Below are 26,396 nucleotides of genomic sequence, written 5' to 3'. Positions count from 1 at the left end.
ATGGTAGCAGAAAGCGCTGGCCGGACCTCGTTCATCGCTGCGGCTGCGCTTTATCCATTAAATCAATGGTTAACTTCGTACTCGTCCGGGTTGAAACTGGCGCAAAAGGCCTTATTGTAAGTGAGCCCCGTCACAGCGCTGTACCAGCATCGTGGAATAACGCCACTTTCCTCACCATCGTTTCCGGGTAGAATGCTCGTTCGCATGCGGCCATGAGGGCTGCACGGGCGACTCACGGGGCCGCCCTCCATCCCTATGTGTGGAAGATCCTGCCGATATGTTTGCGCCTTTGTTAAAGAAACTTTTTGGAAGCAAGAACGAGCGTGAAGTCAAACGCATGCTCAAGACGGTACAGATCGTCAATGCCTTCGAAGAGCAAATGGTGGCCCTTTCGGACGATCAGTTGCGCGCCAAGACCGAAGAGTTCAAGGCTCGCATAGCCAAAGGTGAAACCCTCGACAAACTGCTTCCCGAAGCCTTTGCGGTCGCCCGCGAAGCCGGCAAGCGGGTCATGGGTATGCGCCACTTCGACGTACAGTTGATCGGCGGCATGACCTTGCATGAAGGCAAGATCGCCGAAATGCGTACCGGTGAAGGCAAGACCCTGGTGGCAACACTGGGCGTTTACCTCAACGCGCTGTCCGGCAAGGGCGTACACGTGGTCACGGTGAACGACTATCTGGCCCGCCGCGACGCCAACTGGATGCGCCCGCTCTATGAATTCCTCGGCCTGACGGTCGGCGTGGTCACGCCGTTCCAGCCGCCGGAAGAGAAGCGTGCCGCCTACGCCGCCGACATCACCTACGGCACCAACAACGAATTCGGTTTCGACTACCTGCGCGACAACATGGCTTTCAGCATGGAAGACAAGTTCCAGCGTGAGCTCAATTTTGCCGTGATCGACGAAGTCGACTCGATCCTGATCGACGAGGCCCGTACCCCGCTGATCATCTCCGGCCAGGCTGAAGACAGTTCCCGCCTGTACACCGAAATCAACAAGCTGATCCCGCGCCTTGAGCTGCACGTCGAGGAAGTGGAAGGCGAGGTCACCAAGGCCGGTCACTTCACCGTCGACGAGAAGACCCGTCAGGTCGAACTCAACGAAGCCGGTCACCAGTTCATCGAAGAGATGCTGACCCAGGTCGGCCTGCTGGCGGAAGGCGAGAGCCTGTACTCGGCGCACAACCTGGGCCTGCTGACCCACGTCTATGCCGGTCTGCGCGCACACAAGCTGTTCAACCGCAACGTCGAATACATCGTCCAGGATGGCCAGGTGGTCCTGGTGGACGAACACACCGGTCGTACCATGCCGGGTCGCCGTCTGTCCGAGGGCCTGCACCAGGCCATCGAAGCCAAGGAAAACCTCAACATCCAGGCCGAAAGCCAGACCCTGGCGTCGACCACCTTCCAGAACTACTTCCGTCTGTACACCAAGCTGTCCGGCATGACCGGTACCGCGGACACCGAAGCCTTCGAGTTCCATCAGATCTACGGCCTGCAGGTGATGGTCATCCCGCCGAACAAGCCGCTGGCTCGTAAAGACTACAACGACCTGGTGTTCCTGACCGCGGACGAGAAATACGCCGCGATCATCAACGACATCAAGGAATGCATGACCCAGGGCCGTCCGGTTCTGGTGGGCACCGCGACCATCGAAACTTCCGAGCACATGTCCAACCTGCTCCAGAAGGAAGGCATCGAGCACAAGGTCCTGAACGCCAAGTTCCACGAAAAAGAAGCGGAAATCATTGCCCAGGCCGGTCGTCCGGGCGCCCTGACCATCGCCACCAACATGGCCGGTCGTGGTACCGACATCCTGCTGGGCGGTAACTGGGAAGTCGAAGTTGCCTCCCTGGAAAACCCGACTCCTGAGCAGATTGCCCAGATCAAGGCCGACTGGCAGAAGCGCCACCAGCAAGTGCTGGAGTCCGGCGGACTGCAGGTAATCGCGTCCGAGCGTCATGAATCGCGCCGTATCGACAACCAGCTGCGTGGTCGCGCCGGTCGTCAGGGCGACGCCGGTTCCAGCCGTTTCTACCTGTCCCTGGAAGACAGCCTGATGCGCATTTTCGCCTCCGACCGGGTGAAGAACTTCATGAAGGCCCTGGGCATGCAGTCCGGCGAAGCGATCGAGCACCGCATGGTGACCAACGCGATCGAAAAGGCCCAGCGCAAGGTAGAAGGCCGCAACTTCGACATTCGCAAGCAACTGCTCGAGTTCGACGACGTCAACAACGAACAGCGTAAAGTGATCTATCACATGCGTAACACGTTGCTGGCCGCGGACAACATCGGCGAGACCATCTCCGACTTCCGCCAGGACGTGCTCAACGCCACCGTCAGCGCGCACATTCCTCCACAATCTCTGCCTGAGCAGTGGGACGTGGCCGGTCTGGAAGCTGCGCTGCAAAGCGACTTCGGTGTGACCCTGCCGATCCAGCAATGGCTCGACGAAGACGATCACCTGTACGAAGAAACCCTGCGCGAGAAACTGCTCAACGAGCTGGTGGCGGCGTACAACGAGAAAGAAGACCAGGCCGGTGCCGAAGCACTACGCACCTTCGAGAAACAAATCGTTCTGCGCGTCCTGGACGACCTGTGGAAAGACCACCTGTCGACCATGGATCACCTGCGTCACGGTATTCACCTGCGTGGTTATGCGCAGAAGAACCCGAAACAGGAATACAAGCGCGAGTCCTTCACCCTGTTCTCCGAGCTGCTGGATTCCATCAAGCGCGACTCGATCCGCGTGCTGTCGCACGTTCAGGTTCGCCGCGAGGACCCGGTCGAGGAAGAGGCGCGCCTGCGCCAGGAAGCCGAGGCACTGGCCCAGCGCATGCAGTTCGAACATGCCGAAGCCCCGGGCCTGGAGCAGCCAGAAGCGCTGGAAGAGGGCGTCGATGTCGACGTGGCCCTGGCTTCGGCTCCGGTACGCAACGAGCAGAAACTGGGCCGCAACGAACTGTGCTACTGCGGTTCGGGCAAGAAGTACAAACACTGTCACGGCCAGATCAACTAAGATTTTCGCCAGACACTGAAATACCCGCGCCGCGACCGGCATCAGCCGTCGCGGCGTTTTTCCATTCGCCGCACTGCCTTTTGCGATGGCGGTGCACACATCAGGTTAAAGAGGAGCGCATTCATGGCTGTTGGTCTTGGTCCTTTGCCAACGTTGCACCCGGTTGCCGGTTTTGAACTTGGTATCGCTTCGGCGGGCATCAAGCGCACGGGGCGCAAGGATGTTGTGGTCATGCGCTGTGCCGAGGGCTCTACGGTGGCCGGTGTGTTCACCTTGAACGCGTTCTGCGCCGCTCCGGTGATCCTGGCCAAGCAGCGCGTGCAAGGCCCTGTGCGTTACCTGCTGACCAACACCGGTAACGCCAACGCCGGCACCGGTGAGCCAGGCCTGGCCGCCGCGACCCGCACTTGCGCCAAGCTGGCCGAGCTGGCTGGTGTCGATGCCAGCGCCGTACTGCCGTACTCCACCGGGGTCATCGGCGAGCCGCTGCCGGTCGAGAAGATCGAAGGCGCGCTGCAGGCCGCACTGGATGACCTGTCCGTGGACAACTGGGCCGCCGCCGCCACGGGCATCATGACCACTGACACCCTGCCCAAGGGTGCCAGCCGTCAGTTCCAGCACGATGGCGTGACCATCACCGTCACTGGCATCAGCAAGGGCGCGGGCATGATTCGTCCGAACATGGCGACCATGCTCGGCTACATCGCCACCGACGCCAAAGTCTCCCGTGAAGTGCTGCAGAACCTGCTGCTGGATGGCGCCAACAAGTCGTTCAACCGCATCACCATCGACGGCGATACCTCCACCAACGACTGCTGCATGCTGATCGCCACCGGCCAGGCAGCCCTGCCGGAAATCACCGAGGCCAGCGGCTCGCTGTTCGCCGCGCTGAAGCAGGCGGTGTTCGACGTGTGCATGGAAGTGGCCCAGGCCATCGTGCGTGACGGTGAAGGCGCGACCAAGTTCGTCACGGTCGAAGTCAACGGCGGTGGCAATCACCAGGAGTGCCTGGATGTCGGCTACACCGTGGCCCACTCGCCGCTGATCAAGACCGCGCTGTTCGCGTCCGACCCGAATTGGGGGCGTATCCTGGCCGCTGTCGGTCGTGCCGGCGTGCCGGACCTGGATGTGAGCAAGATCGACGTTTTCCTCGGTGAGGTGTGTATCGCCAGCCGTGGCGCGCGTGCCGCCAGCTACACCGAAGCCCAGGGTGCGGCGGTGATGCAGCAGGAAGAAATCACCATTCGCATCGAGCTGGGACGCGGTGATTGCAGCGAAATCATCTGGACCACCGACCTGTCCCACGAGTACGTGAAAATCAACGCGGAATACCGTACCTGATACACCGCTACTCGCTTCTACATGGACGCGACGCATCACGTGTAGGAGCGAGTCCGCTCGCGATGGAGGCCCCGGGCCTCCATCTCCTCTGAAAGGTGCCCGACATGAATCTTCACCTGATCATCGGCGACAAACTCTATTCCTCCTGGTCGCTGCGCGCCGCCCTGGCGCTTGAGCTGGCCGGCGCGACTTACACCGAAGAACTGATCAAGCTGAACCAGCCCGATACCCGCGAGCTGATTCTCAAGCATTCGCCAACCGGCAAAGTCCCGTTGCTGAAGACCGAGCACGGCACCATTGCCGACTCCCTGGCGATTGCCGAATACCTGGTCGAGCGTTTTCCCGAAGCCGAGCTCTGGCCGCGGGATGTGGCCGCCCGTGCCCAGGCCCGCTCCGCCTGCGCGCAGATGCACAGCGGCTTTTTCGGCTTGCGCGGCAACCTGCCGTTCGACCTGAGCCGTGATGCCGCGCTTTCACCCATGCCGCCCGAGGCCCAGGCCGATATCGAACGGATGCTGGCGTTATGGGCCGAATGTCGCATGGCTGCGACCGAGCCAGGGCCTTTCCTGTTTGGTCGGGTCAGCCTGGCGGACGCCTTTTTTGCGCCAATCGCCGTGCGCCTGCGCACCTATCGGGTGGCGCTGCCGGCTGTCGATGCCGCCTATGTTGAAACGATCTATCAATGGCCAGCCTTCAAGGCCTGGCAGAAAGCCGGTTTAGAGGAAGCAGTGCGGTGAAACGAGTACATGTGGCGGCGGCCGTTATCCGTGATGCCGACGGCAGGATCCTGATTGCCCGACGTGCCGATACCCAGCATCAGGGCGGCCTCTGGGAGTTTCCCGGCGGCAAGGTCGAAGCGGACGAGGCGGTGGAAGCGGCGTTGACCCGTGAGCTGCAGGAGGAGCTGGGCATTCTGGTGTCCCAGGCGCGGCCGTTGATCAAGGTGCAGCACGATTACCCGGACAAGCAGGTGTTGCTGGATGTCTGGGAAGTGTGCGCCTTTACCGGCGAACCCCACGGCGCCGAGGGCCAGCCTTTGGCCTGGGTCACGGCCCGTGAGCTGGAGAACTACGAGTTCCCTGCGGCCAACCAGCCGATCGTGGCGGCGGCGCGCTTGCCGAGCGACTACCTGATCACCCCGGAAGGCCTGGAAACACCGGCGCTGTTGCGGGGCATGCAGAAGGCCATTGCCGGTGGCAGCAAGTTGATCCAGCTACGCGCGCCCAATGGCTACGACCCGCAATACCGCGACCTGGCGGTGGATGCGGTCGGCCTGTGTGCGGGCAAGGCACAATTGATGCTCAAGGGGCCGTTCGAATGGTTGGGGGATTTCCCCTCGGCGGGCTGGCATATCACTTCGGCGCAGCTGCGCAAATACGCCAGCGCCGGACGTCCCTTTGGCAAGGAGCGCTGGCTGGCGGCGTCTTGCCATGACGCTGAAGAGTTGTCCCTGGCACAGCAGATGGATGTGGACTTCGTGACGCTGTCGCCGGTCCAGCCGACCCAGACCCACCCTGAGGCGCAGCCACTGGGTTGGGAGCAGGCCGCCCGACTGATCAGCAGCTTCAACAAGCCGGTGTACCTGCTGGGCGGCGTCGGTCCGGATCAGCGCGAGCAGGCCTGGCAGGCTGGTGCGCAAGGGGTGGCGGGGATTCGCGCGTTCTGGCCCTGAGGTCAGGCTCTAGCCAGTTCGTTCCTGCATGAGCCGCAGGGGCGAGCTGGCTCGCGATCAACAGGAAAACGCCCGCTATTCGGGTTTGGCCGCCGCTTGCCAGAGAATCTCGGCAATCCCCTGGCGCTTGGCAATCAGGCGCGCCGCCACGAACAGCAGGTCGGACAGGCGATTGATGTAGGCCAGGCCGACCCCCTCCAGCGGTTCCACGGCATTCAGATGCTGGCAGCGTCGCTCGGCACTGCGCGCCAGGCTGCGACAGACATGGGCCTGGGCAATCAAGGCTGAACCGCCCGGCAAGATGAAGTTCTCCAGCGGTCCCAACTCTTCGTTCCAGGTATCGATGGCCGCTTCCAGGCGTTCGACTTCCGCGATATTCAGTGCCTGATACACCGGCATGGCCAACTCGCCACCCAGGTCGAAGAGGCGGTGCTGGCAAGGCGCCAGGACGTCGATCAGTTCCTGCAGGCCGGGATGCTCGGTGCATTGTTCGATCAGCCCGGCCAGGAGCAGCCCCAGCTGGCTGTTCAGCGTATCGACTTCTCCGATGGCCTCGACCCGCGGATGGTCCTTGGGAACCCGGCGCCCGTCACCCAGCCCGGTTTCGCCTTTGTCGCCGGTGCGGGTGTAAATCTTCGACAAGCGAAAGCCCATGCTTACCTCTCCAGTGGGGGATGTTCCAGTGGTGGCGGCTGACTGCCCGCCAATGGCAAACGCAAGGTGAAGCAAGTGCCCTGGCCCTGCGTCGACTGCACTTCCATCTGGCCTTTGTGATTGTTGGTGATGATGAAGTAAGAGACCGAAAGCCCAAGGCCGGTGCCCTGGCCGATTTCCTTGGTGGTGAAGAACGGCTCGAAGGTGCGTTTGCGCACGTTTTCGCTCATGCCGATGCCGTTGTCCTCGACCTGGATTTCCGCCCAGGGCGGGTTCAGCCGGGTGCGCAGGATAATGCGCCCGGGTTCGCTGTCATCCACGCGCTGGTGAATGGCCTGGGCGGCGTTTTTCAGCAGGTTGAGCAGTACCTGCTCCAGTTCGTTGGCGGTGCCGGGCACCGGCCCCAGTTGCGGGTCGAACTGGCGGATGATGGCCTGGCCCTTGAAGTCGAAGCCTATGGCCAGGTCGAAGTCGTTGCCGGCAATCTCCACGGCCTGGTCGATCAATGCCGGCAGGTCGCAGGGCGCCATCTGCCGGTTGCTGCGCCGGCTGAAACTGAGCATATGGGTCACGATCTTCGCCGCCCGGGCACCAGCCTGCTGAATGCCATCGAGCAGTTGCGGCACTTCGCGGCTCTGCAGGTAATGGTTGACGGTTTCCAGCTCGATGCCAATCTGCTCGGCATGTTCCTGATTCTTCGGCAGCTCGGGGGACAGGCGCCGGCGAATGTTCTGCACGTTGTGCAGGATGGCCCCCAGCGGGTTGTTGATTTCGTGGGCCATGCCGGCGGCCAGGCCGCCCACGGAGAGCATTTTTTCCGACTGCACCATCATTTCTTCCAGGGACAGGCGCTGGGTGATGTCGTCGATCCGGATCACCACGCCGCGCCCGGCACCGCCCATCAGCGGGTAGAAGGTCAGGGCGTAATGCCGGGCTTCGTCGTCCTTGACCCAGGTGACCCGCTCGACCTTGGTGACCGTATGTTGCTCCACGGTTTCCTTGAGTTGCGGCAGGAACGGCTTGAGCGGTTCGAAGGCGAGGAAGATCGGCTGATTCAGCGCTTCGTCCAGGCGGGTGCCGGAGAGGGCGCTGGCCTCCTGGTTCCATTGGGTGACATAGAGCTGCTCGTCCAGGGCGATCAGCGCCGAGGGCATCGAGTCGATGATGCTGTTGAGGTAGTTCTGAAAGCCGGTGAGTTTCTTTTCGATCTTGCTGCGCACCTGGACTTCCAGCTCCAGCTTGCGGTTGGTGTGGCGGGTTTCCTCGGCCAGTCCCTGGGCCTGGTCATAGGCCGCCTGGGAGTCGTCGCGGGCCCGCTTGAGTTGCTGTTCTCGCGCTTCGATGCGCGACAGCATGGTGTTGAAGGCCTCGGCCAGGCTGCCGATTTCATCGTGGTTGCCACGGGCGGCGCGCAGGGAATAGTTTTCCTCGCGTGTCACCTGCCGGGACAGTTCTTCCAACTGATGGATGGGTTGGGTGATCAGCCGTTTGATCTGCCGGGCAATGATCAGCCACAGCAGCACGCTGAAGATCAGGATGCCCAGGCTCGCGGTCAGGGTGCCGGTGTAGAAGGCCATCGGCAGCTCACTGCTGGCCACCAGCAACAGGTGACCGGGGGGCTGGCCGGCGCGGGGCAGGGTAATGATCTGGTTGCTGCGAAATTCGGTCAGTTGCCAGGCTTCGATATGCCGATAGCGCTCCGGCAGGTTCAGGCGTTCGCCATGTTGCAACTGGGCCAGGCGCGTGCCCTTGCCGTCATAGATCGCTGCGGCGCGCAGGGGAGAGTAGCTGTTAAGTTCGTTGAGCAGCTTCTCGGCGTTTTGTGGCGAGTCCAGCGCCTGTGCGGCCAGGGTCGGGTTGGATACCAGTCGGCCGATGGTCTGCAAGGCTTGCGGCGCCATGCTTTCCTGAGAGATCCAGTAGGCGGCGCTGATGAAGGTCAGGTTGGCGACCAGCAGTACGGTAATCAGCAGGACGAGCAAGGCGGCCAGCAGTTTTTGGCCGACCGGCAGGTTTTCAAGGCGCTGGCGCAATGGCATCGGGGACGTCGCTAGAGATGAACACGTGGGCAGCGTAGCCGCTGCTCAGTCGCTGGGCAATCCGCGTTGTTGCAGGTGTTCCACCAATAGCCGGCGCAGGCGGCCGAGGTTGGGCAGGTGCAACTGGTGCCTGGCGGCAACGTCGCAGGCATGCCCCAATAAATAGCTGATTTCGGTTCTGCGCCGACTGGCAACGTCCTGGTACATGGAGGAGTAGTTGGCGGCGGTCGCCTGGATCACCCGCTCCACTTCCTGCTGCAGGTTCTCGGCCGCGGCGGGCTGGCCGCAACGTTCCAGCAGTTCGCTCAGCTCGACGCACAGCATCGCCACTTCGCAATGGTGCTGCAGCAGGCCGCCGTTGCGGCAGTCGTGCAGGACCGTCAGGGGGTTGATTGCGCAGTTGAGCGCCAGCTTGCGCCAGAGGCGGGTCAGGATATCCGCGCTCCATTCATGGGGGATGCCGCTGGCGCTCAGGTCGTCGAGCCAGAAGGGCGCGGTGGGGTGGCTGGCGTCCCCCAGCCAGGTGTAGCCGTGGCCGGCGAACACCACGCGCCAGTCGCCATCGCGAAAGGCGCCTTCGGTGCTCGAGGCATAAATGCAGCGGGCCTGCGGCACTTGGGCGGCCACGGCGTCCTGGCTGCCCAGGCCGTTCTGCAGCAGGATCAGTTCGGCATCCGGCGTCAGGCGCGAGACTAGCTGGCTGACGGCCTGTTGCGCGTCATAGGCCTTGCAGGCCACCAGCAGCCGAGTGATGGGCTCAGGGCTGTCGACCGTCTCGCCGGGAATGGCGTGAAAACTGGCCTGCCCTTGTTCCACCAGCGTCAGCCCACCCGCGGCCTGGTAGGCCTGCAGGCGGGCCTGATCGCGCAGGATCAGGCGTACCGGCAAGCCGGCCCGGGCCAGGCGTGTCGCCCACAGGGTGCCGAGGCTGCCTGCGCCCAGAATGTGCCAGGTCGTCGACATCAGCGTGGTGCTCGGTTTGGCAGGCGCATGCGAGGCTCGCAGTGAAGGAGGGGAAAGACCCGTTATAATGAGCCCGGATTTTAACCGCAAACCGGGCGTGCTCCATCTTTATCGAGCTGCGCCCCTTTTTTTATTGGAGAAATTACATGCCGTCGTTCGACGTGGTATCCGAACTGGACAAACACGAAGTCACCAACGCAGTGGAAAACGCCGTCAAGGAACTGGACCGCCGCTATGACTTGAAGGGCAAGGGCAGCTTCGAGTTCAAGGAAAAGGAACTCACCGTCAACCTGACCGCTGAAGCCGAATTCCAGCTGGAAGCGATGATCGAGATCCTCAAGCTGGCCCTGGTCAAGCGCAAGATCGATGTGCAGTGCCTTGAGGTCAAGGACGCTTACGCTTCGGGCAAGGTGATGAAGCAGGAAGCCACCCTCAAGGAAGGCATCGACAAAGAGCTGGCGAAAAAGATCGTTGCCCACATCAAGGACGCCAAGCTGAAGGTCCAGGCTGCGATCCAGGGCGAGCAGGTACGGGTGACCGGCAAGAAGCGCGACGATCTGCAGGAAGCCATCGCCGCCCTGCGGGCGAAAGAGTTCGGCATGCCGCTGCAGTTCAACAACTTCCGCGACTGATGGGATTTTTCGGGAACCTCGCGAGCTTATTGGCGTCCGAGGCCCGAGTAGTGGGCAGAAACGATTGAGCCTTTATAAAGCTACTCGTTCTGCCCTTGTTTTTTGTGTGCCCGGCAGCCGGGAATCAGGAGAGATAGATGGATTTGAATGCTGAAGTGGACAACCTGGTCAAGGCTTCCCAAGCCTGGATTCCAATGATCATGGAATACGGCAGTCGGGTACTGCTGGCCGTCATCACGCTGGCCATCGGCTGGTGGCTGATCAACAGGTTGACGCACAAGGTCGGCAAGCTGCTGGCACTGCGTAATGCGGACCAGGCCCTGCAGGGTTTTATCAGCAGCCTGGCGAACATCATTCTCAAGGTGCTGCTGATTGTCAGCGTGGCCTCGATGATCGGTGTCGAAACCACTTCGTTCGTTGCCGCGATCGGTGCGGCGGGCCTGGCCATCGGCCTGGCCTTGCAAGGCAGCCTGGCCAACTTCGCCGGTGGCGTGCTGATCCTGCTGTTCCGTCCTTTCCGCATCGGTGACGTGATCGAAGCCCAGGGTATTAGTGGCACGGTCGACAGCATCCAGATCTTCCACACGGTGCTGCGTACCGGTGACAACAAGACCGTCATCGTGCCAAACGGCAACCTGTCCAACGGCATCATCACCAACCACAACCGCCAGCTGACCCGCAAAGTGATCTTCGATGTTGGTGTGAACTACGAGGCTGACCTGCAAAAGGCCCGTGAGGTTCTGCTGGACCTGGCCAAGGACGAGCGTGTGCTGGCCGATCCGGAGCCGGTGGCGGTGGTTTCCATGCTGGGTGACAGCGCCATTACTCTTTCCTTGCGAGTCTGGGTGAAGACTGCCGACTACTGGGATGTGATGTTCCGCTTCAACGAGTTGTCCCGTGATCGCTTGAAGGCAGCGGGTATTGATATTCCGTTTCCACAGCGCGTGATTCGTGTGGTTCAGGAAGCGGCTGTTTGAGTCAGTAACGGGGATAGGGATTAAAAGTCTGATCGAGTGGTCAGGCTTTTAACGCGGTATTCGCTGGAGAGTATTTGAAACCTGGTTGTAACAATAAGCTGTCGATAACCGGAGCTTCAGCGAGCTGCCAGCCCCAATAAAAAGGCCCATCGAATGATGGGCCTTTTTTATTACTCGCGAAGTAACCGCTATTACAAGATCGACAGTGGGTAGTCGACGATCAGGCGGAACTCCTTGATATCGCCTTCACCCTGGTCGCTGTTAGCGAAGTGCCAAGCTTGACGAACGCGGAAGGAGAGATCTTTTGCCGGGCCAGACTGAACAACGTACTTGGCTTCGAAGTTGGTCTCGTTGTGTTTGCCATCGGCACCGTAAATCGGATCACCGTTGTTTTTACGGTACACGCTGTTGTCAGCCAGACCGGTGCCGTCGATGTCCCAGCCTTTAACATAACGGGTCATGAAGCTCAGACCAGGAACGCCGTACTCGGCCATTTTCAGATCGTAACGGATCTGTGCGGACTTCTCGTTCGGGCCGTTGAAGTCAGAGTACTGGATGGAGTTGGCGAGGAAGATCGAGTCGCCGCCACGGTTGGCACCGCGCCGGGAGGTGTCGTGACCACCTACACCGATGTAGTCGAATGGAGTATCACCATTGACCTTCTGGAAAGCGACGGTAATGGTGTGTGCTTTCAGGAACGAGAAAGCAGCTGCCAGGGAGAACGTGGTGTTGCTGATGTCACCAGCCTTGGCGCTACCAGCATCGGTGGTGCGGTAGATGTTACCGTCCAGGTTCAGCGACTGATCGCCACCCATCGGGATGGTGTAGTTCAGGTTGGCGTAGTACTGGTTCCAGATGTCTTCCAGCTTGGCACCGTAGAGCGATGCACTCAGGTTGTCGGTGATGCCGTACTTGCCGCCGAAGTAGTCGATGCTGTTGGATGCGATGCCGGCATAGTTAGCATACAAGTTGCCGTTACGGGCGTTGGAGTCCTGGCTGGTGGCCGAATAGAAGTGACCACCTTCCAGATCAAGGTTTTTGATCTCGCTGCTCTGCAGTTGGAAACCGCTGGCAGTTTGAGGAAGGATACGGGAACCGCCGACCGCGAAGACCGGGGAGGTGCTTGGCTGCATATCGCCAGCTTTCAACTCGGTTTTGGAGATGCGGAATTTGACCGCAGCGCCTGCTTTGCCCTGGCTGTTGTTGACGTCGCCATCGGAGTCGCGGCTCATGTTGCCGGTCCCGCCAGTGCCGTCGCCGCCGTCCAGTTTGATCGCCAGGTAACCGAACGCATCGACGCCGACGCCTACGGTGCCCTGGGTGTAACCGGAGCTGAAGTTACCCCAGATACCCTGGGTCCAGTCTTTCTGATCGTTGCTGTGGTCTTTGTTGTCACGGTTGAAGTAATAGTTACGCAGCAGTACGTCGAATTTTGCGTCTTCAACAAAGCCCTTGGCTTCAGACTGGTCACTTACAAAAGGTGCGGCCGTAGCCACTTGAGTACTGGCGGCTGCTGCAACTGCCAGTGCGATCATGCTCCACTTCATCACGCGCATCGTGATTTGCTCCTTTGGTTTTTAGAAGAGTACTGCCGTCCCACCTGTTTTATTATCTGGGCGGCTCTTTCTTTTTGTGTCGGCGCAAACTTATATCACGCCGACAATGTTGGCGATACTTGCGTATCAGTCCTTTCAGCTTCTTTACGACCCTGTCGCAAAATGCTCGATCAATGTCGCAAATCCGCAGTCCGCATGTACCCGGGCTGACAACTTCAGCGCTGTTTTCGAAGGCTTGAACCTGGAACAAAAAGAACTTTGGTCAAGCAGTCAAATCTCCATGGGGCAGCCTTGCCACTATTGTTATTAGTCACAGGAGAAGCCTTTTCCGATGGCTACTCCTGGGACAATGTAGGTGTGAATGCAACAAGCGTGCACAAAACGCAAAGGCACCGAGTTTTTTTCGGTGATAGCCCTTCTGGCTGTAAAAACCGCATAAAACAGTGGTTTTAAGGTCGTTTTGTTTGGGCTTGACGTTCCCTGTCCTCCTGGTGTTGATCCCTGAAAAAAACGCATGACATTCCAAAACGTTACCGGTTCACCCTGCTGAGTGAGTAGATGGCGGATGGTTAACGCACTGAGCGTAGACGCACTGTGAGGTTTTGGTGCAAAAGTTTCTTGATGCAGCTCAATCGTCATCTGGCGTCGGGCCCTGGAAGAATGCGCAGGCAAGGGGGGCTTTCGTGGTTTTCTCCTTGTTTTTTATGAGCTTCGTTCTGTCGTGGTGCAGCCCGCTGGAAAATGTTCCAGGCCGGGGCGCTCTGACGTGTGGCATCGAGGATGAATGTTGAGGCGGGATCTGCGCAGCAGAGCGATGAACGCAAGAGCTTTCGCAGGTATGCTGCCGTTCTGTCGCTTGGCGGGCAGCCGGTCATGGCGTTCGCTAAGCTGAAACTTGATGAGCTGAGCGGGAGTGCGCGCGGTGTTCGCTTTAGATCCACGACTTCAACAAGACACACTGCCCATTGGGGATTTCCCCCTTTGCCGGCTGCTGTTGTCCAACGATTCCAATTACCCGTGGTTCATCCTGGTACCGCGCCGGGAAGATATCAGTGAGTTGTTTCAATTGGATGACGCGGACCAGCAGCAACTATGGCGAGAAACCACGGCGCTGGCGGAGTTGCTTAAAGACTCGTTCGATGCGGACAAGTTGAATGTGGCGACTCTGGGTAATGTCGTCAGCCAGTTGCACATGCACGTTATCGTTCGCAAGCGCGACGATGCGGCCTGGCCTGCTCCGGTGTGGGGCAAGCTGCCTGCCAAGCCCTACGACGCCGAACAGGTGGCTGCGATTCGTGAGCGGTTACGACTGGTCTTGACCGATGATTTCAAGTTTCTGGAGGGCTGAGTCATGAACCTGGAAGAGCGGGTAACCGATCTGGAAAGCCGATTGGCTTTTCAGGATGACACCATTCAAGCCCTGAACGACGTGCTGGTAGGGCAGCAGCGGGTGGTCGAACGTCTGCAATTGCAGATGGCCGCCTTGCTCAAGCGTCAGGAGGAAATGGTGGGGCAGTTCGAGTCATTCGAAGAAGAGGCTCCGCCACCACATTACTGAGCATCGGGCGGCCTGCCGTTCAGGCAATAAAAAACCGCGAGCAGCATGGCTGCGTCGCGGTTTTTTTATGGGCGTGAATCAGCGCCGCGGCAATGCCGCAATCACGTCTTCGGCTTGCAGGCCCTTGTCGCGATTCATGACGGAGAACTCCACGCGCTGGCCTTCCACCAGGACGCGGTGACCTTCGCCACGGATGGCGCGGAAGTGCACGAAGATATCATCGCCGGAGTCGCGAGAGATGAAGCCGAAACCCTTCGAAGTGTTGAACCACTTGACGGTGCCGGTATCGCGATTGCTCATGTCATAGGTTTGCGAGGTATTGGCCGAGGGAGACGATTTGTAGAAGCTGACGGCCAGGTGCAGAAGAACGGCGATCGCCGCGGTCAGCAGGCTGAACAGCACAGCCGGTTGACCTGCGATAACCGGCATTGGTGCCAGCAGGGTCAAGGTCTGCAAGACCACCGCCAGCACCAGGAGCGCGCTGACCAGGTTTTGCAGTTGGTGACGCGGGCCTTTGTTCCAGTAGGGGATAACCGGAGCCAGTGTCAGGTTGAGCAGGCCGAAAAAGGCCAGGTAAAGAGCATCGGGTTGTTGCAGGAAGGGAACGGCTTCAGATCGCAGGCTAGGGATAAAGGACAGCAGCAAGGCTGCTGCGCCCGTTAGCAGGTGGACGATTTTCAACATTTTAATGAACTCACGTTAAGACGGATCACAAGGAAGAGCTGAGCGTGCACGGTTCGCTTCTGAACAATGGGAGGCGGTGAGCACGTGCGCGGGATCAGCCTATGCGCTGAGGCCGAGAAATAGGCAACAACGACACGGCCTCTATTTAACAGCAAAGCCCAGGCCTTCTCAAATCAGGCGCTGTGGCCGGGAGGAGGGAGAAAGCCCTGATTGTCCTGAGGGAATACCGGACTATCGGGCAAAGCCTTGTTCTAGAGAGCCAGCCCCCAAAAAAGTAGAACGGCGGCTTTTCAGGCGGGTCACAACTGTCCAGGGCCTTCTTGCAGGTACTGGTCGCCCGCTTGGTGGGCAATCTGTCGCAGTGCCTCGGGCAATCCCGGGCTGCGGGTGCAGAGCAGTCTTGCTAGAGTGGTCCGGTACCTGACCTGTTGAATTCAATGTGCTAACGGAGATAGACATGGCAATCGATATCGGTATCGGCGCAGAAGATCGCAAATCCATCGTGGAGGGGCTCTCTCGCCTGCTTTCAGATACTTATGTGCTTTATCTGAAGACCCATAATTTCCACTGGAACGTCACGGGGCCGCAATTCCGCACGCTGCATCTGATGTTCGAGGAGCAGTACAACGAACTGGCGCTGGCGGTGGACCTGATTGCCGAGCGTATCCGCGCCCTGGGGTTCCCGGCGCCGGGTGCCTATTCCATCTACGCGCGTCTTTCTTCGATCAAGGAAGAAGAGGGTGTGCCAAGCGCCGATGAGATGATTAAGCAACTGGTGGCGGGGCAGGAAGCTGTGACCCGTACTGCCCGTGGCATTTTCCCGATCATCGACAAGGTCAGCGACGAGCCCACCGCAGACTTGCTGACCCAGCGGATGCAGGTGCATGAGAAAACCGCGTGGATGCTGCGCTCGCTGTTGAGCGAGCAATAGTCCCGCAGACCGAATGGCGCCGTTATCGGCGCCATTTGCCTTTATGGGGCGCGACTTGTCGTCCGATCATGGCTGTTCGTCCTCAGGCCGATGAGTGGGGTATGGCAGCGGGAAGCTGGCTTTGTTTCGGCGGGCGGTGGTCTATCGGCGCCGTCATACGGCTGCACAGGGCCGATTTAATGGATATAATCCCGCCCTTTGCTATATAACCCGGGCCTCGGCACGGGTTAAGCCAGACGTTAAGTACGCCGAGACGCTCTCATGCCCATGTACGACTACCAATGTGCTTCCTGTGGTCATCAGCTGGAAGCCATTCAAAAGATCAGCGCGCCTGCGTTGGTCGATTGCCCTGCCTGCCAGGCGCCCGAGCTGAAAAAAATGCTGTCCATGCCAGGTTTCCGCCTCAGCGGTTCGGGCTGGTATGAGACCGACTTCAAAACCGGCGCCAAGAAGAACCTGGCCGGTGGCGACAAAGCTGATTAAGTTGAACGACACGCGCGAGCTCTTGCATTATCCGGTACCCCGAGGTGCGCAAGGCCTCCCATCGAATTTCGAATTACGAGAAGTGAAACCACTACCATGATGCGCAGCCATTATTGCGGCCAACTGAACGAAAGCCTGGAAGGTCAGGAAGTCACCCTTTGCGGATGGGTCCACCGTCGTCGCGACCATGGCGGGGTGATCTTCCTCGATATCCGTGATCGTGAAGGTCTGGCCCAGGTGGTGTTCGACCCGGACCGCGCTGAAACCTTCGCCGCCGCCGACCGCGTGCGCAGCGAATACGTGGTCAAGATCACCGGCAAGGTGCGCCTGCGTCCGGCCGGTGCCGGCAACGCCAACATGGCTTCGGGCATGATCGAAGTCCTGGGCTACCAGCTGGAAGTGTTGAACGAAGCGGAAACCCCACCGTTCCCGCTCAACGAATACTCCGACGTGGGCGAAGAAACCCGCCTGCGCTATCGCTTCATCGACCTGCGCCGTCCGGAAATGGCCGAGAAGCTGCGTCTGCGCTCGCGCATGACCACCAGCATCCGTCGCTACCTGGACGAGAACGGTTTCCTCGACGTCGAAACCCCGATCCTGACCCGTGCCACCCCTGAAGGCGCGCGTGACTATCTGGTGCCGAGCCGTACCCACGCCGGCAGCTTCTTCGCTCTGCCGCAATCGCCACAGCTGTTCAAGCAGCTGCTGATGGTCGCCGGCTTCGACCGCTACTACCAGATCGCCAAATGCTTCCGCGACGAAGACCTGCGTGCCGACCGTCAGCCTGAGTTCACTCAGATCGACATCGAAACCAGCTTCCTCGATGAAAAAGACATCATGGGCCTGACCGAAGGCATGATCCGCAACCTGTTCAAGGAAGTGCTGGATCTGGAATTCGGCGAATTCCCGCACATGACCTTTGAAGAAGCCATGCGTCGCTACGGTTCCGACAAGCCGGACCTGCGTAACCCGCTGGAGCTGGTGGATGTTGCCGACCAGCTCAAGGACGTGGAATTCAAGGTGTTCAGCGGTCCGGCCAACGATCCGAAATGCCGTATCGCCGCCTTGCGCGTTCCTGGCGGGGCGAGCATGCCGCGCAAGCAGATCGACGATTACACCAAGTTCGTCGGCATCTACGGTGCCAAGGGCCTGGCCTACATCAAGGTCAACGAGCGCGCCAATGGCGTTGACGGTCTGCAGTCGCCAATCGTCAAGAACATCCCGGAAGCCAACCTGAATGTGATCCTCGATCGCGTGGGTGCGGTTGACGGCGACATCGTGTTCTTCGGCGCCGACAAGGCCAAGATCGTCAGCGAGGCCCTGGGCGCGCTGCGGATCAAGCTCGGTCACGACCTGAACCTGCTGACCTGCGAATGGGCGCCGATGTGGGTTGTCGATTTCCCGATGTTCGAAGAGAACGACGACGGCAGCTTCACCGCCTTGCACCACCCGTTCACCGCGCCGAAATGCTCGCCGGAAGAACTGGAAGCCAACCCGGCGACCGCGCTGTCCCGTGCCTACGACATGGTGCTCAACGGCACCGAGCTGGGTGGCGGTTCGATCCGTATCCACCGCAAGGAAATGCAACAGGCGGTCTTCCGTCTGCTGGGCATCGATGAAGCGGAGCAGGAAGAGAAGTTCGGCTTCCTGCTGGACGCCCTGAAGTACGGCGCGCCGCCGCACGGTGGCCTGGCGTTCGGCCTGGACCGCCTGGTGATGCTGATGACCGGCGCCCAGTCGATCCGTGAAGTGATCGCCTTCCCGAAAACCCAGAGCGCCGCTTGCGTGATGACCCAGGCTCCTGGCCTGGTCGACGCCAAGGCGCTGCGCGAACTGCACATCCGTTTGCGCGAACAGCCAAAGGCTGAGTAAGGCCGGCCTGAAGGCGCATCTGCGGATGCGCCTTTTTCTATTGGGTCGAGATATTTGTTGCCCGCCCGCTGTTACAGGCGTGCGGGCAATGTTTCAAAGAGAATTTGGAGCGCGTTATGGCAGGTCATTCCAAGTGGGCGAACATCAAGCACCGCAAAGAGCGTCAGGATGCCAAGAGAGGCAAGATCTTCACCAAGTGGATCCGTGAGCTGACGGTTGCTGCTCGTCAGGGCGGTGGCGAGCCGGGTTCCAACCCGCGTCTGCGCCTGGCCCTGGACAAAGCCCTGGGCGCCAACATGAGCCGCGACATCATCGATCGCGCCATCGCCCGTGGTGCCGGTGCGACCGAGGCCGACAACGTCGAAGAGCTGACCTATGAGGGTTATGGCCCGGGCGGCGTGGCGGTGATGGTCGAATGCATGACCGACAACCGCAACCGTACCGCCGCGGCCGTGCGCCATGCGTTCAGTAAATGTGGCGGCAATCTTGGTACCGACGGTTCGGTGGCGTATCTGTTCGAACGCAAGGGGCAGATCAGCTTCGCGCCGGGCGTCGATGAGGACGCACTGACCGATGCGGCGCTGGAAGCCGACGCCGATGACGTGGTCGTTCACGAAGACGGCTCGATCGATGTGTTTACCTCGTTCACTGGCTTCTATGCGGTGCGTAACGCGCTCGAAGAGGCCGGTTTCAAGGGCGATGACGCGGAAATCGTCATGCAGCCGACCACCAGTGCCGAACTGGATCTGGAAGGCGCCGAGAAGATCCTCAAGCTGATCGACATGCTCGAAGACCTGGACGACGTGCAGAACGTCTACTCCAACGCGGATATTCCCCAGTCGGTTGCCGAGCAACTCGGCTGATAGCGCGATAAAAGATCGCAGCCTTCGGCGGTTTCCCCCCTTTACACACAGGGTTACGCTGTACCTGTAGGGGAGCTGTCGAAGGCTGCGATTTTTTGTTTTTCCGGCTTCTCCCGGCGTTACCTTAGGCAACCGAATTTTCTCTTTGCAGGCGTTATGACTCTTATTCTTGGTATCGACCCGGGTTCGCGCATCACCGGTTACGGCGTGGTACGTGATACCGGGCGTGGCTGCGTGTACGTGGCTTCGGGCTGTATTCGCACGGGCGCCGGCGAGCTGCATGAGCGGCTGCAAATCGTCTATCGCGGGGTTCGCGAGGTCATTCAGACCTACGGTCCGGTGACCATGGGCATTGAAAAGGTGTTCATGGCGCGTAATGCCGATTCGGCCCTGAAACTGGGTCAGGCCCGTGGCGCGGCCATCGTGGCGGGAGCCGAGGAGAGCCTGGAAATCGCCGAATACACCGCCACTCAGGTCAAGCAGGCCGTCGCGGGCACCGGTGGGGCCAACAAGGAACAAGTGCAAATGATGGTCATGCACTTGCTCAAGTTGACCAGCAAGCCGCAGATCGACGCCTCGGACGCCCTGGCGATTGCCATCTGTCATGCCCACACCCGTTCCAGTCTGCTGCCCCACGGCCTGGGTACCGCACGCAGTCGTGGCGGTCGCCTGCGTCTCTGATAGCATCTGCGCAAACATTTGATGAGTGGAGCATCCCACGCCTGTCTGCCCGGCCCGGATCTTCGCTCTATGACTCGCCGGCCGCTGATCTGGCCTGAGCTAAGGATCTGAAACGTGATTGGACGCTTGCGCGGCACCTTGGCTGAAAAACAGCCGCCGTACCTGATTCTCGATGTAAACGGCCTGGGTTACGAGGTGGAAGTCCCCATGACCACCCTGTACCGCCTGCCGTCGGTCGGTGAACCGCTCACCCTGCACACCCATTTGGTCGTGCGTGAAGATGCCCAGTTACTCTATGGCTTTGCCAGCAAGCGCGAGCGGGACTTCTTTCGCGAACTGATTCGCCTCAATGGCGTGGGGCCGAAACTGGCGCTGGCGCTGATGTCCAGCCTGGAGGTCGACGAGCTGGTGCGTTGCGTGCAAGCGCAGGACACCTCGGCGCTGACCAAGGTGCCGGGGGTCGGTAAAAAGACCGCGGAGCGCCTGCTGGTCGAGCTCAAGGACCGCTTCAAGGCCTGGGAAACCGTACCGAGCATGTTTGCCCTGGTGCCGAACCAGCCGGATGCGCCGATGCCGGTGGCCAGTGCCGAGACCGATGCGGTCAGCGCCCTGATCTCCCTGGGCTACAAGCCGCAGGAAGCCAGCAAGGCCGTTTCCGCGATCAAGGAAAAAGGCCTGAGCAGTGAAGACATGATTCGCCGCGCCCTGAAGGGAATGATTTAAGTGATAGAAGCAGATCGTCTGATCGCCGCCACGGGCCCCCGTGAGCGCGAGGAAGTCCAGGACCGTGCGATTCGCCCCGTCAGCCTGGCCGAATACATCGGCCAGCCGACGGTGCGCGAGCAAATGGAGCTGTTCATCCAGGCTGCCCGCGGGCGCAACGAGTCGTTGGACCACACCCTGATCTTCGGCCCGCCGGGCCTGGGTAAGACCACGCTGGCCAACATCATCGCCCAGGAAATGGGGGTGTCGATCAAGAGCACCTCGGGGCCGGTGCTGGAGCGCCCAGGGGACCTGGCGGCGCTGCTGACCAATCTCGAACCGCACGACGTGCTGTTTATCGATGAAATCCATCGCTTGTCGCCGATCGTCGAGGAAGTGCTGTACCCGGCCATGGAAGATTTCCAGCTGGACATCATGATCGGCGAAGGGCCGGCGGCCCGTTCGATCAAGCTCGACTTGCCGCCGTTCACCCTAGTGGGGGCGACGACCCGCGCGGGTATGCTGACCAACCCGCTGCGCGATCGCTTCGGTATCGTCCAGCGCCTGGAGTTCTACAGCACCGCCGACCTGGCGACCATTGTCGGGCGCTCCGCCGGTATTCTCGGCTTGCCGCTGGACCCGGACGGCGCCTTTGAAATCGCCCGGCGTGCCCGCGGGACGCCGCGTATCGCCAACCGTTTGTTGCGTCGGGTGCGGGACTTTGCCGAGGTTCGCGCCAAGGGGCATATCACCAAGCCCATCGCCGACCTGGCGCTGAACCTGCTGGATGTCGACGAGCGTGGCTTCGACCACCAGGACCGGCGCCTGCTGCTGACCATGATCGAGAAGTTCGACGGCGGGCCGGTGGGGGTCGACAGTCTGGCGGCCGCCATCAGCGAAGAGCGGCATACCATCGAGGACGTGCTCGAACCCTATCTGATCCAGCAAGGCTATATCATGCGTACGCCGCGCGGGCGTGTGGTGACCCGGCATGCCTATCTGCATTTCGGTCTAAACATCCCGTCACGATTGGGGGAGATGCCCGTGGTAGACGAATTCCTCGATGCCATGGACGATTAATAACCGCTTGGGCAGCGATTTATTCGCAGCTTGTGCGGTCCTAGGGGGCTGGCATTGCCGTTATTTCGCCAGAAAGCCGTTCGAGAATGAAAAACAGTTGCCCGGCCGGATTGGCAACCTGAGGAGTAAGCACTAGAGTATGCGCGCGCAAAACGGGCTTGAGTCGTTCGCACATCGTTGTCGCGTTTATTACGAAGACACCGATGCCGGCGGCATCGTGTATTACGTTAATTACCTTAAGTTTATGGAACGGGCTCGAACCGAACGGCTACGAGATCTGGGCTTTGCCCAATCGCAGCTGGCAGGGGAGAACCTGTTGTTCGTCGTGCATTCCAGCGAAGCGCGCTACCACGCGCCGGCGCGACTGGACGACGAGCTTCTGGTAAGTGCAGAAGTCATCGAATTGAACCGGGCCAGCCTGCGCTTCAAACAGCAGGTCAGGCGAGCCACGGATAATGCACTGCTCTGCGAAGGGCAGTTTCTGGTGGCCTGTGTGCGCACCGACAATTTGAAACCCCGGGCCATTCCCGAAGCTCTACGTGCGGCCTTTGCCGGCGTGAGCGGCGCGGGTACACACTCAGAGCAGGAGATAAAGCGTGGAAGCTAACGTCGTCGACCATTCCTCCATGTGGAGCCTGGTCAGCAATGCCAGCATCGTTGTGCAGTTGGTAATGCTGACCCTGGTAGCCGCATCGGTGACCTCATGGATCATGATCTTTCAGCGCAGCAACCTGCTGCGTGCCGGTCGACGCGCCTTGGAGAGCTTCGAAGAGCGCTTCTGGTCGGGTATCGACCTGTCCAAGCTGTACCGTCAGGCGGGCAGCAACCCGGACCCTGATTCGGGCGTGGAGCAGATCTTCCGTGCCGGCTTCAAGGAATTCTCGCGCCTGCGCCAGCAGTCGGGCGTTGATCCCGAGGCGGTCATGGAGGGTGTCGCGCGTGCCATGCGTGTCGCGATCTCCCGAGAAGAAGAGAAGCTCGAGCAGAGCCTGCCATTCCTCGCCACTGTCGGTTCGGTCAGCCCGTATATCGGTCTGTTCGGTACCGTCTGGGGGATCATGAACTCCTTCCGCGGCCTGGCCAGCGCCCAGCAGGCGACTCTGGCGACCGTTGCGCCGGGTATCGCCGAAGCCCTGATCGCCACCGCGATCGGCCTGTTTGCCGCGATCCCGGCCGTTATCGCCTACAACCGCTTTGCGGCCCGTGGCGAGACCCTGATCAGCCGTTACTACACCTTCGCCGACGAGTTCCAGGCGATCCTGCACCGTAAAGTGCACACCAGCGAAGAGTGAGCAGGTAAATCCCCATGGCCCGAGTTCGCCACAAACGCAAGCCGGTTGCCGAGATGAACGTGGTGCCCTACATCGACGTGATGTTGGTACTGCTGGTTATCTTCATGGTGACCGCGCCGATGCTCAATCAGGGCGTGAAAGTCGATCTGCCCAAGGTTTCCAGCGAAGCCTTGCCGCAGGACAACAACACCCAGGTCCTGACCATTTCGATCAAGGCTGACAAGACCTACTACTGGAACCTTGGCAGCGAAGTCGACACCGACAAGCAGATGGACAAGGCCATGACCTTGCCGCAGATGACCGACGCCGTGACCAAGATCATTCGCGCCGGCAATGAAGGCGGCAAACATACCCAGGTGTTCATTCGCGGCGACAAGTCCGTCGACTACGGCGCCGTCATGGGCGCCATGGGCGGACTGCAGAAGGCCGGCGTCGGTAACGTTGGCTTGATTACCGAGGCGCCCTGATGCAGCAACAGCGAGAGCCGTCCGCCTCGGAAAGCTACTTCTGGCCTAGCGTGTGGGCAATTGCCCTGCACGTTCTGGTGTTCGGCATGCTGTTCGTCAGTTTTGCCATGACGCCGGAGTTGCCGCCGTCCAAGCCGATCGTCCAGGCGACCCTGTATCAGCTGAAATCGAAAAGTCAGGCGACCACCCAGACCAATCAGAAGATTGCGGGTGAGGCGAAGAAATCCGCCGCGCGCCAGACCGAAGTCGAGCAGATGGAGCAGAAAAAGGTCGAGCAGGAAGCGGTCAAGGCTGCGGAACAAAAGAAAGAAGAGGCTGCTCAAAAAGCCGAGGAAGCGAAAAAGGCCGACGAAGCCAAGAAAGCGGATGAGGCGAAGAAGGCTGATGAAGCCAAGAAAGCCGACGACGCGAAGAAGGCTGCGGAAGCGAAAAAGGCTGAAGAGAAACAATTGGCTGATATAGCCAAGAAGAAAGCCGAAGAAGAAGCCAAGAAAGCCGCCGAAGAAGAGGCCAAGAAAAAGGCCGCTGAAGAGGCGAAGAAAAAGATAGTCGAAGACGCGAAGAAGAAAGCCGCGGAAGACGCCAAGAAGAAAGCTGAAGCGGACGAGGCGAAGAAGAAGGTCGCCGAGGACGCGAAGAAGAAAGCCGCCGCCGACGCAGCCAAGAAAAAGGCTCAGGAAGCAGCGCGTAAATCCGCCGAAGATAAAAAGGCCCAGGCCCTGGCTGATTTGCTTTCCGACACGCCGCAGCGTCAGCAGGCCTTGGCGGACGAGCAGGGCGATGAAGTCGCGGGCAGTTTCGACGATCTGATTCGTGCTCGTGCGGCGGAAGGCTGGGCTCGTCCTCCTTCGGCGCGCAACAACATGACTGTCGTGCTGCAAATCGGCATGTTGCCGGATGGTACGGTGACTTCCGTGTCGGTGGCCAAGTCCAGCGGCGATGGTCCGTTCGATGCCTCGGCGGTAGCTGCGGTCAAGAACATTGGACGTTTGACAGAAATGCAGGGAATGAAGCCGAGCGATTTCGCTCCGTATCGTTCATTCAAGATGACATTCACACCTGAGGATCTAGCCTTGTGAGAAACCTTCTTCGAGGATTGCTTGTCGTTATTTGCTGTATGGCAGGGATAGCGACAGCGGATGAAAAGAACATTCTGGTCACCAGTGGCAGTGACCGGGCCACGCCAATCGCCGTAGTGCCATTCGGTTGGCAAGGGGGCAGCGTGCTGCCCGACGACATGGCGGAAATCATCGGCAACGACCTGCGCAATTCGGGTTACTACTCGCCGATTCCAAAGCAGAACATGATCAGCCTGCCGACCCAGGCCAGCGAAGTCATCTACCGTGACTGGAAGGCCCTGGGCGCCCAGTACATCATGGTCGGCAGCATTGTCCCGGCGGGCGGTCGCCTGCAGGTGCAATACGCCCTGTTCAACGTCGCCACCGAACAGCAAGTGCTGACCGGCAGCGTCTCGGGCAGCGTCGACCAGTTGCGCGACATGGCTCACTACATCTCCGACCAGTCGTTCGAAAAGCTCACCGGTATCAAGGGCGCCTTCTCGACCCGCATGCTGTACGTCACGGCAGAGCGTTTCTCCGAGAAGAACACGCGCTACACCCTGCAACGTTCCGACTATGACGGCGCGCGCGCGGTGACCCTGCTGCAATCCCGTGAGCCGATCCTATCGCCGCGTTTCGCGCCGGATGGCAAGCGCATTGCCTATGTGTCGTTCGAACAGAAGCGCCCGCGCATCTTCGTTCAGCACATCGACACTGGCCGTCGCGAGCAGATCACCAACTTCGAAGGCCTGAACGGCGCGCCTGCCTGGTCGCCGGACGGCCAGCGCCTGGCGTTCGTGCTGTCCAAGGACGGCAACCCGGACATCTATGTGATGAACCTGGGTTCGCGTCAGATCTCGCGTGTGACCGCGGGGCCTGGCATCAACACCGAACCGTTCTGGGGCAAGGATGGTTCGACCATCTACTTCACCTCGGACCGTGGTGGCAAGCCACAGATCTACAAGACCAGTGCCGGTGGTGGCGGTGCGGAACGGGTGACTTTCGTGGGCAACTACAACGCCAACCCGAAACTGTCCGCGGATGAAAAAACCCTGGTCATGATTCACCGGCAGGACGGCTTCACAAACTTCAAGGTAGCTGCTCAGGATTTGCAGCGTGGCAACGTAAAAATCCTTACCGACAGCACACTTGATGAGTCGCCTACTGTTGCGCCCAACGGCACCATGGTAATCTACGCCACCCGCCAGCAGGGCCGGGGAGTCTTGATGCTCGTGTCCATTAATGGACGCGTGAGGCTCCCGCTTCCTACCGCTCAAGGCGAAGTCAGAGAACCGTCCTGGTCCCCTTACCTGAACTGACGCGGCGCTTTACGTTTTACTTAACACACTGGGGTTCATTAGGAGTTTCACGATGGAAATGCTGAAGTTTGGTAAGTTTGCTGCGCTGGCTCTGGCCATGGCTGTAGCTGTAGGTTGCTCCTCCAAAGGCGGCGACAACGCTGGTGAAGGCGCTGTTGATCCAAACGCTGGTTACGGCGCTAATACCGGTGCAGTTGACGGCTCCCTGAGCGAAGAAGCTGCTCTGCGCGCAATCACCACCTTCTACTTCGAATACGACAGCTCGGACCTGAAGCCAGAAGCCATGCGCGCTCTGGACGTTCACGCCAAAGACCTGAAAGCAAACGGCGCTCGCGTTGTTCTGGAAGGCAACACCGACGAACGTGGTACTCGTGAGTACAACATGGCTCTGGGCGAGCGTCGTGCGAAAGCCGTTCAGCGCTACCTGGTGCTGCAAGGCGTTTCCCCAGCTCAGCTGGAACTGGTTTCCTACGGCGAAGAGCGTCCAGTTGCTACCGGCAACGACGAGCAGTCCTGGGCTCAAAACCGTCGCGTCGAACTGCGTAAGTAATTC

The 26,396-nt window shown here is 60.0% G+C and carries 26 protein-coding genes; 21 read left to right on the top strand and 5 right to left on the bottom strand.

The window, feature by feature from the left end; genetic code table 11:
* The first annotated feature begins 277 nt into the window (after positions 1-277).
* From secA to PMI20_RS26530, 4 genes are all read left to right on the top strand, one after another.
* The gene (secA, locus tag PMI20_RS26545; protein WP_007931158.1) at positions 278-3,019 is read left to right on the top strand and encodes a preprotein translocase subunit SecA; all 2,742 of its coding nucleotides are present in this window, start codon (positions 278-280) and stop codon (positions 3,017-3,019) included.
* Positions 3,020-3,142: 123 nt separating this feature from the next.
* Positions 3,143-4,360, top strand: coding sequence for a bifunctional glutamate N-acetyltransferase/amino-acid acetyltransferase ArgJ (gene argJ, locus PMI20_RS26540; RefSeq protein ID WP_007931156.1), 1,218 nt, complete (start codon positions 3,143-3,145; stop codon positions 4,358-4,360).
* 104 nt (positions 4,361-4,464) lie between these two features.
* The gene (locus tag PMI20_RS26535; RefSeq protein ID WP_007931154.1) at positions 4,465-5,097 is read left to right on the top strand and encodes a glutathione S-transferase; all 633 of its coding nucleotides are present in this window, start codon (positions 4,465-4,467) and stop codon (positions 5,095-5,097) included.
* Positions 5,094-6,032, top strand: a complete 939-nt coding sequence (locus PMI20_RS26530; RefSeq protein WP_007931153.1) for a Nudix family hydrolase — start codon at positions 5,094-5,096, stop codon at positions 6,030-6,032. Before PMI20_RS26535 ends, PMI20_RS26530 begins: the two co-directional genes overlap by 4 nt.
* Before the next feature lie 75 nt (positions 6,033-6,107).
* On the opposite strand, the gene PMI20_RS26525 is transcribed toward PMI20_RS26530, so the two are convergent.
* Genes PMI20_RS26525 through PMI20_RS26515 form a run of 3 tightly spaced genes read right to left on the bottom strand, consistent with a single transcriptional unit; the run spans position 6,108 to position 9,688 of the window.
* Entirely contained in the window at positions 6,108-6,686 is a 579-nt protein-coding gene (locus PMI20_RS26525; RefSeq protein ID WP_007931151.1) for a cob(I)yrinic acid a,c-diamide adenosyltransferase, read from the bottom strand.
* Positions 6,687-6,688: 2 nt separating this feature from the next.
* On the bottom strand, positions 6,689-8,725 hold the full coding sequence (locus tag PMI20_RS26520) for a sensor histidine kinase (RefSeq protein ID WP_007931149.1): 2,037 nt from the start codon (positions 8,723-8,725) through the stop codon (positions 6,689-6,691).
* 45 nt (positions 8,726-8,770) lie between these two features.
* Entirely contained in the window at positions 8,771-9,688 is a 918-nt protein-coding gene (locus tag PMI20_RS26515; protein WP_007931146.1) for a putative 2-dehydropantoate 2-reductase, read from the bottom strand.
* Positions 9,689-9,834: 146 nt separating this feature from the next.
* Here PMI20_RS26515 and PMI20_RS26510 point away from each other — a divergent pair, with 146 nt between their 5' ends.
* Both PMI20_RS26510 and PMI20_RS26505 read left to right on the top strand, forming a co-directional pair.
* Positions 9,835-10,320, top strand: a complete 486-nt coding sequence (locus PMI20_RS26510; RefSeq protein WP_007931144.1) for a YajQ family cyclic di-GMP-binding protein — start codon at positions 9,835-9,837, stop codon at positions 10,318-10,320.
* Between the two features lie 137 nt (positions 10,321-10,457).
* The gene (locus PMI20_RS26505) at positions 10,458-11,297 is read left to right on the top strand and encodes a mechanosensitive ion channel family protein (protein WP_007931142.1); all 840 of its coding nucleotides are present in this window, start codon (positions 10,458-10,460) and stop codon (positions 11,295-11,297) included.
* Between the two features lie 191 nt (positions 11,298-11,488).
* Here the strand turns inward: PMI20_RS26505 and PMI20_RS26500 are convergent, their stop codons facing one another.
* Positions 11,489-12,853, bottom strand: a complete 1,365-nt coding sequence (locus PMI20_RS26500) for an OprD family porin (protein WP_007931140.1) — start codon at positions 12,851-12,853, stop codon at positions 11,489-11,491.
* Between the two features lie 922 nt (positions 12,854-13,775).
* Between PMI20_RS26500 and PMI20_RS26495 the strand changes: the two genes are divergently transcribed.
* Both PMI20_RS26495 and PMI20_RS26490 read left to right on the top strand, forming a co-directional pair.
* A complete protein-coding gene (locus PMI20_RS26495; RefSeq protein ID WP_007931138.1) occupies positions 13,776-14,201 on the top strand; it encodes an HIT family protein in 426 nt (141 codons plus the stop codon).
* A gap of 3 nt (positions 14,202-14,204) precedes the next feature.
* Positions 14,205-14,411, top strand: a complete 207-nt coding sequence (locus PMI20_RS26490) for a SlyX family protein (protein ID WP_007931136.1) — start codon at positions 14,205-14,207, stop codon at positions 14,409-14,411.
* 78 nt (positions 14,412-14,489) lie between these two features.
* On the opposite strand, the gene PMI20_RS26485 is transcribed toward PMI20_RS26490, so the two are convergent.
* Entirely contained in the window at positions 14,490-15,095 is a 606-nt protein-coding gene (locus PMI20_RS26485) for a cold-shock protein (protein WP_007931134.1), read from the bottom strand.
* A 457-nt stretch (positions 15,096-15,552) separates the two neighbouring features.
* On the opposite strand from PMI20_RS26485, the gene PMI20_RS26480 reads away from it, so the two are divergent.
* The 13 genes from PMI20_RS26480 to pal all read left to right on the top strand — a co-directional run bounded on the left by PMI20_RS26480 (position 15,553) and on the right by pal (position 26,393).
* Positions 15,553-16,026 (top strand): Dps family protein, encoded by a 474-nt coding sequence (locus PMI20_RS26480; protein ID WP_007931133.1) that lies wholly within the window; start codon positions 15,553-15,555, stop codon positions 16,024-16,026.
* 261 nt (positions 16,027-16,287) lie between these two features.
* Positions 16,288-16,509 carry an FmdB family zinc ribbon protein gene (locus PMI20_RS26475; protein WP_007931131.1) on the top strand — a complete coding sequence of 74 codons (222 nt, stop codon included), beginning with the start codon at positions 16,288-16,290 and terminating at the stop codon, positions 16,507-16,509.
* Between the two features lie 96 nt (positions 16,510-16,605).
* A complete protein-coding gene (aspS, locus tag PMI20_RS26470) occupies positions 16,606-18,381 on the top strand; it encodes an aspartate--tRNA ligase (RefSeq protein WP_007931129.1) in 1,776 nt (591 codons plus the stop codon).
* A 116-nt stretch (positions 18,382-18,497) separates the two neighbouring features.
* Positions 18,498-19,244 carry a YebC/PmpR family DNA-binding transcriptional regulator gene (locus PMI20_RS26465; protein ID WP_007931120.1) on the top strand — a complete coding sequence of 249 codons (747 nt, stop codon included), beginning with the start codon at positions 18,498-18,500 and terminating at the stop codon, positions 19,242-19,244.
* 156 nt (positions 19,245-19,400) lie between these two features.
* Positions 19,401-19,925: a crossover junction endodeoxyribonuclease RuvC gene (gene ruvC / locus PMI20_RS26460; RefSeq protein ID WP_007931118.1), complete on the top strand. Its 525-nt coding sequence runs from the start codon at positions 19,401-19,403 to the stop codon at positions 19,923-19,925.
* 114 nt (positions 19,926-20,039) lie between these two features.
* Complete coding sequence (ruvA, locus tag PMI20_RS26455; protein WP_007931117.1) at positions 20,040-20,648, top strand: Holliday junction branch migration protein RuvA; 609 nt, start codon at positions 20,040-20,042, stop codon at positions 20,646-20,648.
* Complete coding sequence (gene ruvB, locus PMI20_RS26450; RefSeq protein WP_007931115.1) at positions 20,649-21,707, top strand: Holliday junction branch migration DNA helicase RuvB; 1,059 nt, start codon at positions 20,649-20,651, stop codon at positions 21,705-21,707.
* Positions 21,708-21,846: 139 nt separating this feature from the next.
* The gene (gene ybgC / locus PMI20_RS26445; RefSeq protein WP_007931113.1) at positions 21,847-22,314 is read left to right on the top strand and encodes a tol-pal system-associated acyl-CoA thioesterase; all 468 of its coding nucleotides are present in this window, start codon (positions 21,847-21,849) and stop codon (positions 22,312-22,314) included.
* A complete protein-coding gene (gene tolQ / locus PMI20_RS26440; protein ID WP_007931111.1) occupies positions 22,304-22,999 on the top strand; it encodes a protein TolQ in 696 nt (231 codons plus the stop codon). Before ybgC ends, tolQ begins: the two co-directional genes overlap by 11 nt.
* Before the next feature lie 14 nt (positions 23,000-23,013).
* A complete protein-coding gene (tolR, locus tag PMI20_RS26435; protein WP_007931110.1) occupies positions 23,014-23,466 on the top strand; it encodes a protein TolR in 453 nt (150 codons plus the stop codon).
* Positions 23,466-24,545, top strand: coding sequence for a cell envelope integrity protein TolA (gene tolA / locus PMI20_RS26430; protein ID WP_007931108.1), 1,080 nt, complete (start codon positions 23,466-23,468; stop codon positions 24,543-24,545). Before tolR ends, tolA begins: the two co-directional genes overlap by 1 nt.
* A gap of 38 nt (positions 24,546-24,583) precedes the next feature.
* A complete protein-coding gene (gene tolB / locus PMI20_RS26425; RefSeq protein WP_007931107.1) occupies positions 24,584-25,843 on the top strand; it encodes a Tol-Pal system beta propeller repeat protein TolB in 1,260 nt (419 codons plus the stop codon).
* Positions 25,844-25,895: 52 nt separating this feature from the next.
* Positions 25,896-26,393, top strand: coding sequence for a peptidoglycan-associated lipoprotein Pal (pal, locus tag PMI20_RS26420; protein ID WP_003178634.1), 498 nt, complete (start codon positions 25,896-25,898; stop codon positions 26,391-26,393).
* Positions 26,394-26,396 lie beyond the last annotated feature (3 nt).

The organism is Pseudomonas sp. GM17, assembly GCF_000282175.2.
In the GTDB taxonomy this organism is placed as follows: domain Bacteria; phylum Pseudomonadota; class Gammaproteobacteria; order Pseudomonadales; family Pseudomonadaceae; genus Aquipseudomonas; species Aquipseudomonas chlororaphis.
The sequence above is the reverse complement of the archived record's forward strand: the minus strand, read 5'-3'. Positions and strand labels throughout refer to the sequence as shown.